Annotated in this window: 14 protein-coding genes and 1 pseudogene; 4 read left to right on the top strand and 11 right to left on the bottom strand. The window is 40.0% G+C overall.

The genetic code is table 11. From position 1 onward, the window contains the following. Positions 1-20: 20 nt before the first annotated feature. The 6 genes and pseudogenes from ACIF8R_RS15550 to ACIF8R_RS15525 all read right to left on the bottom strand — a co-directional run bounded on the left by ACIF8R_RS15550 (position 21) and on the right by ACIF8R_RS15525 (position 5,664). Entirely contained in the window at positions 21-1,415 is a 1,395-nt protein-coding gene (locus tag ACIF8R_RS15550; RefSeq protein WP_396481727.1) for a methylenetetrahydrofolate reductase C-terminal domain-containing protein, read from the bottom strand. A gap of 93 nt (positions 1,416-1,508) precedes the next feature. After that, on the bottom strand, positions 1,509-2,255 hold the full coding sequence (locus tag ACIF8R_RS15545; protein WP_396481725.1) for an NrtR DNA-binding winged helix domain-containing protein: 747 nt from the start codon (positions 2,253-2,255) through the stop codon (positions 1,509-1,511). Between the two features lie 60 nt (positions 2,256-2,315). Next, entirely contained in the window at positions 2,316-3,809 is a 1,494-nt protein-coding gene (locus tag ACIF8R_RS15540; RefSeq protein WP_396481723.1) for a nicotinate phosphoribosyltransferase, read from the bottom strand. Between the two features lie 11 nt (positions 3,810-3,820). Further along, on the bottom strand, positions 3,821-4,705 hold the full coding sequence (locus tag ACIF8R_RS15535) for a phosphoribosyltransferase family protein (protein WP_396481722.1): 885 nt from the start codon (positions 4,703-4,705) through the stop codon (positions 3,821-3,823). Between the two features lie 180 nt (positions 4,706-4,885). Then, positions 4,886-4,990: pseudogene (locus tag ACIF8R_RS15530) on the bottom strand (sulfite exporter TauE/SafE family protein); the annotation flags it as partial. 77 nt (positions 4,991-5,067) lie between these two features. Further along, positions 5,068-5,664, bottom strand: coding sequence for a TetR/AcrR family transcriptional regulator (locus ACIF8R_RS15525; RefSeq protein WP_396464138.1), 597 nt, complete (start codon positions 5,662-5,664; stop codon positions 5,068-5,070). Between the two features lie 180 nt (positions 5,665-5,844). On the opposite strand from ACIF8R_RS15525, the gene ACIF8R_RS15520 reads away from it, so the two are divergent. The 3 genes from ACIF8R_RS15520 to ACIF8R_RS15510 are packed head-to-tail and all read left to right on the top strand — an operon-like array spanning position 5,845 to position 8,713. Continuing rightward, positions 5,845-6,897, top strand: a complete 1,053-nt coding sequence (locus ACIF8R_RS15520) for a sugar phosphate isomerase/epimerase family protein (protein ID WP_396481720.1) — start codon at positions 5,845-5,847, stop codon at positions 6,895-6,897. 21 nt (positions 6,898-6,918) lie between these two features. Further along, complete coding sequence (locus ACIF8R_RS15515; RefSeq protein ID WP_396481718.1) at positions 6,919-7,818, top strand: alpha/beta fold hydrolase; 900 nt, start codon at positions 6,919-6,921, stop codon at positions 7,816-7,818. Then, the gene (locus tag ACIF8R_RS15510; protein WP_396481716.1) at positions 7,802-8,713 is read left to right on the top strand and encodes an alpha/beta hydrolase; all 912 of its coding nucleotides are present in this window, start codon (positions 7,802-7,804) and stop codon (positions 8,711-8,713) included. Before ACIF8R_RS15515 ends, ACIF8R_RS15510 begins: the two co-directional genes overlap by 17 nt. 82 nt (positions 8,714-8,795) lie before the next feature. On the opposite strand, the gene ACIF8R_RS15505 is transcribed toward ACIF8R_RS15510, so the two are convergent. Continuing rightward, positions 8,796-9,605 (bottom strand): sulfite exporter TauE/SafE family protein, encoded by an 810-nt coding sequence (locus ACIF8R_RS15505; RefSeq protein WP_396481714.1) that lies wholly within the window; start codon positions 9,603-9,605, stop codon positions 8,796-8,798. A 98-nt stretch (positions 9,606-9,703) separates the two neighbouring features. Here ACIF8R_RS15505 and ACIF8R_RS15500 point away from each other — a divergent pair, with 98 nt between their 5' ends. Then, a complete protein-coding gene (locus ACIF8R_RS15500) occupies positions 9,704-10,492 on the top strand; it encodes an AraC family transcriptional regulator (protein WP_396481712.1) in 789 nt (262 codons plus the stop codon). Here ACIF8R_RS15500 and ACIF8R_RS15495 read toward each other — a convergent pair. Genes ACIF8R_RS15495 through ACIF8R_RS15480 form a run of 4 tightly spaced genes read right to left on the bottom strand, consistent with a single transcriptional unit; the run spans position 10,487 to position 13,771 of the window. Then, positions 10,487-10,975: a GNAT family N-acetyltransferase gene (locus tag ACIF8R_RS15495; RefSeq protein ID WP_004701494.1), complete on the bottom strand. Its 489-nt coding sequence runs from the start codon at positions 10,973-10,975 to the stop codon at positions 10,487-10,489. The two genes, ACIF8R_RS15500 and ACIF8R_RS15495, sit on opposite strands and share 6 nt — an antisense overlap. Positions 10,976-10,977: 2 nt before the next feature. Further along, positions 10,978-11,742, bottom strand: coding sequence for an ABC transporter ATP-binding protein (locus ACIF8R_RS15490; protein WP_000614440.1), 765 nt, complete (start codon positions 11,740-11,742; stop codon positions 10,978-10,980). Continuing rightward, positions 11,739-12,749 (bottom strand): FecCD family ABC transporter permease, encoded by a 1,011-nt coding sequence (locus tag ACIF8R_RS15485; RefSeq protein WP_396481709.1) that lies wholly within the window; start codon positions 12,747-12,749, stop codon positions 11,739-11,741. The genes ACIF8R_RS15490 and ACIF8R_RS15485 overlap by 4 nt, the downstream gene beginning before the upstream one ends. Positions 12,750-12,751: 2 nt before the next feature. After that, on the bottom strand, positions 12,752-13,771 hold the full coding sequence (locus tag ACIF8R_RS15480; protein ID WP_396481707.1) for an ABC transporter substrate-binding protein: 1,020 nt from the start codon (positions 13,769-13,771) through the stop codon (positions 12,752-12,754). Positions 13,772-14,020: the final 249 nt, after the last annotated feature.

Below are 14,020 nucleotides of genomic sequence, written 5' to 3'. Positions count from 1 at the left end.
ATCAAGTATGGTTTTAAATCTTAAGCTTCCACACTTAAATACCAATTTTTCCAAGAACTGGTTCCTCTGGTTTCAAGAGGCACAGTTGGAATCAATTTCTCTTTTAATATTTCAGTTTGTTCAACTGCTTTTGCAAGTCTTGCTTTAACCGAATGAATACATTCACGGTCACCAAATTCACAGCGGTCTAAAGTTGTACCGCCACAAGGCCCATTGGCTAAACCTTTTGGACACGTTTCAGGGCAAATATATAAGGTATCACTTAAACGACACTGACCACAGCTTTCACAGCCCACTAGGCTATGTTTACTCAGCACTTCTGTTTTAAGTAAGAGTTTGACGATCAAAGCGTTTTCCCAAAAAGATGCTTTGAAAATAAAACGTCCGACGCCTTTAGCGATTTTTGATCCAAACATTGCTTCATGCATAACATGTAGCTGACGATATTTAATTAATTGTTTAGATGTTGGCTGACGTGAAAAACAAGCAATTTCAGGTGAAAACTCTTTGCCTGTCTTGACTTGCCAAAGTGAATTCCAAAGCTCTTCTAAGGCTTTAAGCTCCAGATGTCTGTATTGCTCGATGTAACTTTCTAGCAGCATTTGCTCCTCTAGCTTATGGCAGGCAGATAAGTGAATTCCTGCAAATCCTAAGTGTTTACATATCAAAATTTGCAAAGCGCAGCGTAAATAAACGCGGTCGGTATGCCCTGCCTGTTTTTCATCTGCCAAGACTTTTAGCATGTGGGGAGTAATTACAATACCCGCGACTTTATGCTTCACCATAAAATTGGCACGACCTAAAGTCAGTGGCATGACACAAGCCAGTATTTGCTGCGAATAATGATGTTTTGTTAAAAATGATTTGGCTTGTTTTAAGGCTTCAATGTCATAGCCCAATTGGGTAATGATAAAGTCAGCACCTGCTTTAATTTTCTTATGCAGTTTTAAGTACTGGGCATCACGCTCAGCTTCAACATATTTAAATGGATTAAAAGCAACCCCAATACGGAAACCACCATGCTGCTTGGCAGCCATTACGGCGTTTACTGACTCTAAGTAACGACTACGAGGCTGTCCATCTCGACCATTATGGTGTTCTTTAAGTTTATCGCCTGTCAGCAATAACAAGTTTTGAATATTAGCTGCTTGAGCTTGTTCTAAAAATTGCTCGAAGTCTTGTATGTCTCGAGCCTTACCTGAAAAGTGTAAGACTTTATCGATTGAGTCAGGGTAACTTTTGCTGGCTTCAAGCGGCGCGATATCATGATCTGAATGTACACGATCTGCCAATGTCATTGCAGCCGGATATCCTGCAAACTCATGTTTCACAGGATAAATTTCATGCAGTGAAGTGAGATATTCCACCAACACAAAAAACTGATTTTGTTGGAAGCAGGGAGAAACGTGTGACATAGGCAAAGTGCTGATCAAAACATGACATCAATCATAAGCGCGCCATTATAAATCAAAGTGCATCAAGATGCGCTAGTCAGAAAGCTCATTGTTTTACTCATCTTCACCCTCTTTATTTCTGGGTAATTCGAGTGAGCGTGGGAATATAAAATCGAAAGAATCGAGTGCATAGCGGTAGAGTTGAGCTGGCCGTTTGCCCACAATTTTACTGTGGTTGGTTTCTTCAACTGCACCCGCTTCTATCATACGGCGTCTAAATGCTTTTTTATCTAAAGATTGCCCAAGAATAATTTCATAAATAGTTTGTAGCTCGGTCAGCGTAAATAACTCGGGCATGAGACTGGCTGGCAATGCGGTATAGCGGGTTTTATTGGTTAAACGCTCTAAAGCTAAGCTGAGCAATTCATTATGATCAAACGCCAACGCTAAATCTTGTGCTTTTGCTACAGGCACCCATTCGCTGTACTCAGCCAAAGTTTGATGTTGATAAGCATTAAAATCAATTAAAGCAAAATACAAAATCGTCACGGCCCAGCCACGTGGGTCACGTTTAGCATTACCGACAGAAGCAACTTGTTCCAAGTAAGGTGAAGCAATCCCTGTTTTTTCGACTAGCTTACGATAAGCCGTGGCCATCAAGTCTTGATCATGCTTTAAATCGGCAAAACCACCTGGTAAAGCCCATTGGCCTTTGGCTGGAAAGTTGGGGCGCTTAATCAGTAATACCTGCAATTGACCATTAAATACCGAGAAAATAGCCATATCGACCGTGAGTAAAGGTGCGTCATAATCTCGGCGATCATAACTGGCAAGGAATTCTTGTTCAGTTTGAATAGTCACGTTCAGCCTCTCAATAAAAATGATGAGCCGATACACATGCAACGGCTCATCTAAACTTAGTTATGCGATGGATAAACGCTCGCGAATTTGATCCAAAGTACACTCATATTGAAGTTTACCATTTTCAAAGACTGTTTTAAGTGCTCCACCTTGTTCTTGTTCGGCTGTTTGCTTATCAAACAAGGTAAAACCATTTTCACTTTCTTCGATGCGTAAAAGACCTTTCGCAGATTTTTTCACACCTGAGTCAGTAATTGGGTCTTTGAACAGCTCTCGGCCTACACCATTCACTTGGCCCCAAGTTGCTTTCACAGCAAACCCAAAGGTATCTCGAGTTAAATAGTTATAGGTAAAGCTACCGATCCCAAACACCAAGTTGTTTGATGCAAAACCTTTGGCTTCTAGCCCTTCTAAAATGCGCTGCGCACGTTCTAGTGTAATCGAGTCACCGTAAATTAAACCGACACGCTCATTAAGTACTTTATAGCCTTGCTCAGTTGTTGTACCGCTAAACACTTCCCATAAACATTCAACCGCACCTTTATACGCTGGGCTGCCAAATTTGGCATCTGGGTCACCACAAATAATTTTAACAGGGTCACCAGAGTCAGGACGGAAAACCAATTTAGCCAAGCCTAAAGCATTAGGTTGTCTTGCTAAAATTTCAGGTTTTAAAGCCACTGTAAACTCGGTAATCACTCGCCAAAAGTCCCAAGTATCAGACACAATACTGACAACACCCGACGGATAAAGTTCGCAGATTAAACGCTTAAATGTTTCTAGCTCACTGTTTTCTGTGCCCATACACATCACACTGTGTTCGGTGGCTGGTACAGATACCCCAATCACACCTGTGGCATTGTAATATTCTTCTGCGTAGTCGATTGAAGCAACAGAGTCTGTTCCAATAAAACTGGTTAAGTGGCCTACACCAGACTGAGCTGCATCATAAATTCCACTCATGCCACGGCTACTAAAATCGTGTCCTTGTACAGGTACAAAATCGAGTGGTGCACCAGTTTTTACGGCATATTGCGTTAATAAGCGTTTGTACTCGTAGGCAATCGTTGCAGTAGTGCAGCTTTTCCAAAGTTCAGCACTTAATACCGTTTCGATATAGTTCGTTAACCAAAAAAAACGCTTGTCGGTATTAATTACCGTAAGCACGGGTACACGCATATTGACGCGGCTACCTTCTGGCAAAGCTTTAATGCGTAATGGTAAATAGCCCAAGTCATGTAACGCTTCAATGTGGTCAACCGGTACAGCACCTTCACCTAATGAGCTATCCATACGGCGTTTATAAGCAGCCACGACTTTTTCTTTAGGTTGCTTAAAAAAGCCTTCATTCCATGTATCGATTAAAAAGTGTTTGATAAAACCCTGAAGTCCAAAGAACACAACTTTATCGTCGAAGTCAGGCAACATTTTTGCGAGTCGAGATGAACGCGGCGTAAAGTTTGCGTACACGTACTCTGTACCTGCCGGATACTGACGTCTGTGATCCGCTTTATAAAAATCGATAGCGTTTAATGGATTAAGTTTAATAGTCATCTTTATTCTCTTTATTTTGCTGCAAAAGCAATTACTGAAATTTTGTCTGTTGCTTGCTGTGGAAAGCTGTCCGAGGTAAATAGTTGGTCAAGCAGTCCTTCAAAAACCTCTATTCCTTTACTAAAAATACCGTGGGTCACATATAGAACGACCTTATGGCAATTGAGGCGACGCAGTTCTTTGGCAATACCAATAAAGGTTGCACCGCCGTCGCAAATGTCATCGGTAATCACCGCTGTTAGGCCTGATAAATCAGTCGCATGTACATGTGTACCTAAAATTTTGCCAGTCACTGGGTCACGTTTTTTATCACACTGAACAACAGTGATGGGTTGTTTTCGCTCAACATTAAAAGCGTCTGCAACCATTTGTGTGCGTGCTTTTGCGCCTTTGTCTGGGCAAACCAGCACTGTTTTTTCATCTTTTAACAGTGTGCTTAGCGCTTCACTCTTTGCGATGATGTCGACTGAACTGACATTTACAACTTCACTAAAAGAAGTATTGGCAGCCAGCAAGGCTGTAGTGACTTCACTATGGCAGTCCCAAACAGTTACCTTGCCTTGTTTGCCTGCTTTTTTGTCTGCATTGATGTTAAGTAACTTGGTCATCACATCAAGCGAGAACGCTTGGCCTACTGCACAAATACGGTCCTGACGGGCGTATGGAAAATATGGAATTTCTAAGTCAATGGTTAAGCCTTGATTTAGCAATATATTTTCAAGTAACAAATAGTCCATCACATCATGACTTGAGGTCATTTGCGCGCGGACCAATACGTTGCCAGATAGTGAATTCAATGTTTTCTCATCAATTTGAACATGACGCTCGCCACCAGAAAACTGCGTGAACTTCACTGGAATTTCATTTCTTGCCGCATCTAAAAGCTGGATAGCCATATCATCCTCTTTTTGTCTGATGACCTTCGATGAATATATAGTGGCACAAAGCCACTATATATTGCAAGTCTAATTTTTAAACTTTTTTCAAAGCCATTTAAGACATAAAATTTGCAGTTTTAGAGCATTTAGAGATTTTTTATTTAAGAATAATATTCTTTAAGATATTGAAATAAAAAATTAATTTACGAAAAGCATGACGAGTAGAACTATTATTAAAAGTAGCGGATATAACTTTGCCCGCCATAAATCAGGTAGTTTTGAAATAAATTTTTCAATAAAAAAAGGAAACCATTTAGGTCTCCTCATACTCTACACAGATTGGTTAACCCGAATCAGAGACTTGTTAATATGCTTCTGAATTAGGTTGCCAAATATCGATCAAGGTTCTGTAAAGCAAAGCTGATTACTGTCGCTAACTCTTCTTTAGAATATCCATCTCTTGCTTGAACAGATAGCCCATGGAGAACAAGCGCGTAATATTGCCCTAAGATTTTAGGGTCCGCCTCTGCCACCAATTGTCCGTCTGATTTTGCCTGAACAAATCGATCGACCAGACTTTGGCCCCGTGCAATACGCTGTGCTTTCATCCATTCCAAAACAGCTTGGTTTTCTTCACCTAACACACTCGCTGCCGACACAACCATACACCCATACGAATGGTTGGTTTGCGTGTAAAGCGCTAGTGCATCTTGAAATAATTGATTTATTGCATCCTTAATATTTTTTTGCTTTAAAGCATTTAGCGCGAAATTACCTTCGTTGTTTTCATAGTGATTTACGGCCTCTCTAAACAAGGCCTCTTTTGAGCCAAACGCTTTATAAATTCGAGCTGAGGCAATCCCCAAAACTTCAACTAAATCTGACATTGATGTGCCTTCATAGCCGTGAAGCCAGAAAAAATCTCTCGCTTTTACGAGGGCTTCTTCTCGATCAAACTCTCTTGGTCTGCCAGCCATAATGACCCTTTATCAAATTGAGTACCTCTTTTTATTATTATTCGAAAAAAATATTTTCACAAATAAATCAATGAGATTTATTCAAAATACTCTCGTTTTGTTTTGATTTTCAAATAAAAAGTTGTTTTTATCCAAAATTAAGCCTATTGTTTGTCGATCGACAACTAATTAGGTTTTATTATGAAAACCATCAAAGGCCCAAGTATTCATCTTGCTCAATTTAGTGATGATGTTTTCCCTTTTAACCGTCTAGAAGATATTGCTGCTTGGGTAGCAAACCAAGGCTTTGAAGCGGTACAACTTCCTGCTTGGGATAAGCGTTTATTTGATGTCAATTTGGCAGCAGAAAGCCAAGATTATTGCGATGAAATATTAGGTACTTTAAGCAATCATGGCTTAAAAATTAGTGAGTTAACGACTCATATTTTTGGGCAATTAATGGCTGTACACCCTGCTTATGACTCAATGTGCGATAACTTTGCCCCCTCTCATTTGCATGGTAATTCAGCAGCTAGAACCGAGTGGGCAAAACAACAAATACTCGCTTCAATTCAGGCATCTGCCCGCTTAGGTCTTAAAGATATGGGGACATTTTCAGGCTCTTTAGCATGGCCTTATGTATTTCCATTTCCTCAAAGACCATCAGGGCTTATTGAAACAGCGTTTGATGAATTAGCACGTCGTTGGCTTCCGATTTTGAATGCTTGTGATGAACAAGACGTCAACCTTTGCTATGAAATTCACCCCGGTGAAGATTTGCATGATGGCATTACATTTGAAATGTTTTTAGAGCGGACTCATAACCACCCACGTTGCCATATTCTTTTTGACCCAAGCCATTTTGTTTTACAGCAACTGAACTATGTGGAATATCTCGATATCTATAAAGATTTCATTCGCATGTTTCATGTTAAAGACGCCGAATTTAACCCAACAGGTCGCCAAGGAATGTATAGCGGCTATCAAAGCTGGGGAAATCGAGCGGGTCGATTCCGTTCTACGGGTGATGGTCAAGTTGACTTTAAAGCAATTTTTTCAAAGTTAGCACATTACGACTACGAAGGCTGGGCCACATTAGAGTGGGAATGTTGCCTCAAAAATAAAGATGATGGCGCACGCGAAGGTGCCGAATTCATTAAGCAAAATATTATTCATGTCACCGATAAAGTGTTTGATGACTTTGCTGCTGCCCCTGTGAATCAGACTCAAATTAATCAGCTATTGGGTATTTAAGGAAGTGTAAGAGAAATCAACATGAAAACTCAATTATTCAATGAAAACTCACATAACGAATTCCAACATCATTACATTCACATCGAGAGTAAAAAATTACACTACGTCACCTTAGGTGAAGGCCCAGCGGTATTACTAATTCCAGGTTGGCCACAAACATGGTACGCGTGGCACAAAGTCATGCTTGAGCTGGCGAAACAGGGTTATCGAGTGATCGCAGTTGATTTACCCGGAACAGGAAATTCAGCTCCACTGGATGGAAGTTACGATACGGGGCGTATCGCTAAAATTTTATCGATACTCATGACTGAACTTGAATATCCAACTTATTCGGTTGTGGGGCATGATATTGGAATGTGGGTTGCCTATGCACTTGCATCTGACTTTCCTGAGTCAGTGACTCGTCTTGCTGTAACAGAAGCAGTGATTCCTGGTTTAGCGCCCGCACCTCCTATTTTTGTTGAGCCGAGTGAAAATATTTTTCTTTGGCACTTCATGTTTAACCAAACCCTTGACTTACCCGAAGCCTTAATCGCGGGCCGCGAAGATACTTATTTAAATTATATGTTTGATAAATGGTCGTGGCACAAAGATAAAGTGGCAACTGAAACTTATATTGAAGCCTATAAAATTCCGGGTCGTTTAACGGCGGGTTTTAATTATTACCGCTCTATTCCAGAGACCATTCGTCAAAATAAAATCAGAGAAACGAAAAGTTTAGACATGCCAGTTTTAGCCATAGGCGCTGAACATGCCACAGACAATGCGCCTTATGAAACGATGAAAAAGGTTTCACCGCATTTAACCAGTGCGATTGTAAAAGACTGCGGTCATTTCATTATGGAAGAACAGTCAGAAACATTTAGTTCTCTCATTTTAGATTTTTTACAGCAGGAAAAAAGCAATGCCTCTACTTGCTGAAATTGAAAGCTGGCTTAAGTCCAGACCAACCACACAGGCTGTAAACTCTTTACAAGAACTAAGGGAGCAAGTAAACAAAGACATTATTAATCAGCAAGGTATTCAGCATGATGCAAGCTATCAACAAAGTTTGTATGTTGCTGTGTCAGATGATGCCGAAATTGAAGTACGTGTTTATGTTCCCTATTCGCTCGAAAATGTTGAGCAACGGCCTGCTTTAGTTTTTGCACATGGTGGCGGTTGGTGTCTCGGAAGCTTAGATGCATGGGACCGCACTTGTCGGTTACTAGCAGAAACTACTCAACAGGTTGTATTTTCTGTGGACTATCGTTTGGCGCCAGAATTTAATTTCCCTACACCTTTAAATGATTTTTTTACGGCATTCCGTTATATCTACGAGAACGCTTCACGGTTTGGAGTTGATCAAAACCGCGTGGCTGTAGGCGGTGATAGTGCGGGCGCAAATATAGCTGCCGCCGCATGTTTAAAGGCAAAACAACACCCAGAAATTATGGTGAGCCATCAACTTCTTTTCTATCCCGCTTTAGATGCCACGATGAGTAGCAATTCGTATAGCCGATACGCCGAAGGCTATGGTTTGGAGTCATCCACAATGGTTTATTGCTGGAATCAATATGTGCAAGAGGAAAATGAAAAACAGAATGAACTTGTAAGTCCGTTACTCGCTCACTATTTAGCTGGACTGCCAAATGCAACCATTTTTGTTTGTGAATATGACCCTGTTCGGGATGATGGTGAAAGACATGCTCAAAAACTGTGGGATGCTGGTATTCAAGTAAACTTTCATTTGTTAGAAGGAATGATTCACGGCGCGATTCACATGACAGCAATTACCTCAGAAGCAACGACAATCTATAGTAAAATTGCACTATAACCATCTATTCATAGCTAGCATTTATAAATACGTAATATGTTGATTTATAGGTGCTAGCTACGGTAGTAAGTTAAATCAATAATTAACTGCCAACAAGCATCACCAGCAAAACCAACATTAAAAGTAGCGGATACAACTTTGCACGCCATAAATCAGGTAGTTTTGAGATAAATTTTTCTGAAAAATATAGCCCGATCCATGTTCCCGCAACCAAAAATAAAGCAGCTTCAAACCAGATTAGTCCGATAAATCCACTGGGTGCCCATGTAGATTGCCAAAGTAACAATACACAATAGGTTAGCGTTGCAGTTAAAGACAAAGGCAGCGTGAGAATGTTTGCAATAGCCGCGGCCTCTGCCATAGAACTACCCCGCCGCCGCAACAAAGGAACTGTCATTACACTGCCACCCACACCTAAAAGTGCTGCAACCCAACCAATTATTCCGCCTTTAATGAGTTCACTGTTTTGACCATAGTTTTGCTTTTGCAGTGATGCCACCATAAAGCCTGGTCGGTAATAACAATCTAGAATGGTTATGAACACATAACCCATAAATATCCAGCGAAGCCAATTTCCATTAAACAATGAGGCCATTACTGCACCAACAACTCCACCAAATGCTATACCACCCCATAAAAAATGGATTTTTTGCCAATCTATATGTCCAGATCGATAGTGTCGAAAGGTTGCAAAACTTGCCGAACACAGCATCACAAAAGCTGATGTAGCTACGGCGATTTGCATCGCATGTATCCCAACCATACTTTCGTTACTGTACTTTTGAATAATGACTGTATAAAGCAAAGGTACAGCAACAAAACCACCACCAAAGCCAAATAACCAAGTGGTTATGCCTGAAAGTAGTCCAAATAAAAATAGCTCATATAGCATGATTATCTTCCTCACGTTTATAGAGGCATGATATAAAATATCTCTATGGCAAACTAACGTAAAAAAGCCATCTTTTTATTTATTTCAGACAAAAGTATATGCGTAATATTCTAATTAACGAGGTAGACCATCTACCTCAAGCGGTTCTGGCATTAGGATCAGACTATCCTGCTGATACTTTGTTAGATACGCATAGCCATCGCCGTGCTCAGTTCTTATATGCACCCGAAGGGCTTATGAAAGTTGAAACTGAAGATGGACAATGGCTCGTTTTACCGTACAGTGGTGTATGGATACCCGCAGGCAAACCACATCGCGTATGGCTATCTAAAGTCAGTACCTATAGTTTATATATAGAAGTGAGTAATGCCCCAAGACAAGCAAACTATTGCGAGGTTATACAAGTCTCGCCTTTGTTACATCAATTGCTCATTCAGGCAAATAAGTTATCCATTGATTACTCGCGCTCAGGCCGTGACGGCGCTGTTATCGATTTATTGTTATATGAATTAGAAGCTGCACCAGCCCTACCTCTATTTATTCCATTGCCTCACAACACGTTACTATCAAAACAGTGTGCTGAGTTTATGCAGCATCCTGATATTCATAGCAGCCCTAAAAATTGGGCACATGACCACAATAAAAGTGAGCGGACTTTTCATCGTTGGTTTAAGTCTGAAACTGGCATGTCCTTTCAAGCTTGGCGTAATCGAGTCTGCATTATTTATGCTTTAAATGCGTTAAAAGAAAATATCTCAATTACGGAAATTGCCTTTAGTTTGGGCTATGAACACTCGGCAGCTTTTAGCGCAATGTTCAGTAAAATTATGGGTTATCCACCTACCCATTTTCAAAAAAGATTTCATACGCATAATAAAGCGCTATAAAGATTTACTCATGTGAATGGTGTCATAGGTCTCGATCCACTCACGGTTAATGACATCAAAGCCTTGTAGACGCCAAAACTTTTCAGCCGCTGGCAAAAATGGATGAGTGTGCAAATACAAAGTCGTAATTTCATTGTTTTTTGCATGGCTAAACAACATGTCACATAGCTGAGTTGCGATACCATTACGGCGGTATTCAGGCAATACAAACAACTTAACCACTTCCACTGTATTAGATGGTAAATTTAAATCAAAACGATGGTCATACGCCCGATATGCAATAGTGCCAATAATACGGTTTTTATCTTTTACCGTAATAAAGCAACCTAATGGATCATTAACATAATATTGCCCAAAATTTTTTAAATCTTTGGGAACTTGCCCATGATAGATTTCTGGAAATAATAAATGTCTTGTATAAAGTGCAAACTCTACCGCAGATGCATAGTCTGATTTGTCTGCTAGATGATAATGAAAAGTCATATTTATAGCCAAGAATGATCAGGGATAACAATGGTTTTGTCTTGAATCATGGCTTCATGGAACTCAACATCATAGACACTTTTTAAAAACTTCGGATCGGTTATTCGTGTTTTTGACTCAGGCTTAACGACTTCGTGTTGGCGCATAAAAAACAAATGATCTGCAAATAAAAAAGCCAAGTTGGGATCATGCATAATCGCAATCACCGTAAAATTTTGCCGCGACAACTGACGCAATTTTTTCATTAAATAAGACTGATAATAAACATCGAGATGATTGGTTGGCTCATCAAGCAAAATGACTTTCGGTGCTTGTACTAAAATACGCGCAATCATAACCAATTGCCGTTCACCTCCCGATAGTTCGGTATAAGGACGGTCACGCAAATGCTCGATGTCTAAATCAAGTAAAGCTTGATCTACACGCTCCCAGTCTGATTTTGAAGGCCTATATCTGCTAAAAGCGGCACGTCCCGTAATCACCACATCTTTAACCAAAAATGGGAATACGGTTTTATGAAACTGCGGTAAAAAGCCGAGTAAGGCTGCCCGATCTTTCCCTTTAAAGTCCGATAGTGGTTTTCCAGAGTAACGAATCAACCCATCTTTTACAGGTTCTAGGCCCGCCATCAATTTAAAAAGTGTAGATTTACCACAACCATTACGCCCTAAAATGACGGAAAATTGATTTTCAGGAAACTCCAGATGGATGTTTTTGAGAACCTGTTTATGCCCATAGGCATAATTTAACTGATCAATTTGAATCATGCCCAATGAGTCCTCTGTGTTTTCATTAATAATAAGAAAAATGGTGCACCAAGTAGCATGGTAAAAATACCAATCGGTATTTCAAACGTCAGTAAAACCCGAGAAAAGTTATCAATCATGAGTAGAAAACTGCCGCCCAAAATCATATTGGCAGGAATACTGTAGCGGTGATCTGGCCCAACCAACATTCTCACAATATGCGGCATAAAGAGTCCATATAAACTAATAATGCCCGCCGCTGCCACAGAAGTTGACGTACATACAGTCACCAGTACAATTAAAAGAAGCTGTTCCCACCTTGGGTTAACACCAACCGCCTGCGCTTCTTCGGCACCGAGTGCCATTAAGTTTAAGCGCCAACGCATCGCAAATAACCCGGCAAGTCCAACACAAATCGGTAGCACGGCGTATTGAACTTTTTGCCAAGAAGCCTGATGTAAGTTGCCCATCGTCCATTGCACAATCGCTTGTAATTTAAATGGATCACTTAAGTATTGAATAACCGTAAGACCTGCCAAAAACAGCCCCGAAACAATCATGCCCGATAAAATTACCATGACTAAAGATGTCTGGCTTTCATGTTTTTGATGTGCAAATAAATACGTTAAGCCAACGGCGCACACGCCAAAAATAAAGGCTGATAGGTTTGGTGAAAGCCAATTTAAAGACAGTGCCAAAGCTGCACCAAACGCCGCACCAGATGAAATACCGAGTACATATGAGTCAACTAAAGGATTACGAAACAATGCCTGCAAGCCATTACCCGCGGTTGCTAATGCAGCTCCCACCATAAAAGTCAGTAAAATTCTGGGTAATCTGACATTTACGAGAATGTTTTGCATCAGTCTAAATTGTTCTGCATCAAAATAAGGTGTACCAAAAACTGCTTGTACACCCCAAAGCAAATAATCCCATGCACTCAATGTTTGAGTTGGCCCAATAAGCAATGAGATAAAAATCATGATGAAAGGTAACGGGTAAAACCAGTAATATTTCAGCTTTTCCATATTCATTGCACCAACGCTTTAGCAAGCTGCTCACCATACAACTTGGTTAAAATACGCTGTTGTAAAGTACTTACTGGTAAATCAGACTGTTCAGGATAAATACTGTGATTTAGATAAATCGCCGTAATAATGATTTTGATGGTGTGCGGGTTATATATAAATGCAGGACTCAAATTAAATACCTTTCGGTTTTGTACAGCGCTTAAACCCTGTAATTCTTTTCGTTCATACATCAATTTAGGATTGGTATTCCAAAGCACAATATTGTCAGGGTTCCATTCAATGAGAGTCTCGGGATTTACATTAGGCTGGTTAGCATCGGTCTGAACAATGTTGTAAGCACCAGCGAGTTCAATAAAATCATTGGTAATCGACTCTCGTCCAGAGGTAGAAAAAATTCGTCCACCAGACCAAGCATAGTAAATCGATTGTTTATTTGGCTGACGGGCCGTTTTGGCTGCGACTTCTGCCACAATTTTATCAGAGAAATTTAAAATTTCCTGAGCTCGCTTTTGGGCGCCGCTCAGAATAGCAATTTCAGAAAGTTCTTCTTTCACCTGTTTATAGGTGCCTGACTCCATGACATATACAGCGATGCCAAACTGCCGTAACAGTTCAATCGTTTGAGTCTGCCCGCTTCCTAAAATCACTAGATTTGGTTTTAGCAACACGAGACTTTCAATATTGGTTGCATTGGCTCCTTGCGAAGGTGCTGCAAGCTGTTTATTAGCAATGCGTTGATCTATTTTTGAATAGGTATTAAATAATAAAGGTTGAATGTATACTTCGGCTGGTATGCCAATCACTTTATGACCTTGCCCCAACATATATAAGCCATCTAAACCCGACTCAAATAGAGAAACTATTCTTTGGGCTGGTTTGGCTACACAAACTTTTGTATTTGTACTATCAAAAACACATATCGAATGGGCTGCTAAGTTTTCTTGAGTTTTTCTATTTTGCTCAGATGAAGAACATCCACATAGAATGAGTAAGGTGAGTACCGAAGCCCAAAACCTCATTACACCACCTCATGCACAAATACAGTGCAAAATAAAAAGAAGTGTCTATTTGGTGCATTTTTCATGTGAAAAAAACACCATAAAAGGGCAAGACGGTTTGAATCATCATCTATAAGTTATTAAATCAAATGTTGTATTAAAGATAAGAATAATTAAGCAATAAAAATGCCAACATTAAAAAAATATATTTATAAAGCGAAATAATCAGTTAAAAAACCTATTTTTTCATGAAATTAAATAATGCTAACC

Source organism: Acinetobacter sp. ABJ_C4_1 (genome assembly GCF_044538495.1).
Taxonomy (GTDB): Bacteria; Pseudomonadota; Gammaproteobacteria; order Pseudomonadales; family Moraxellaceae; genus Acinetobacter; species Acinetobacter nosocomialis_A.
Note: the sequence above shows the minus strand (reverse complement) of the source record. Positions and strands in the feature narration are given on the sequence as shown.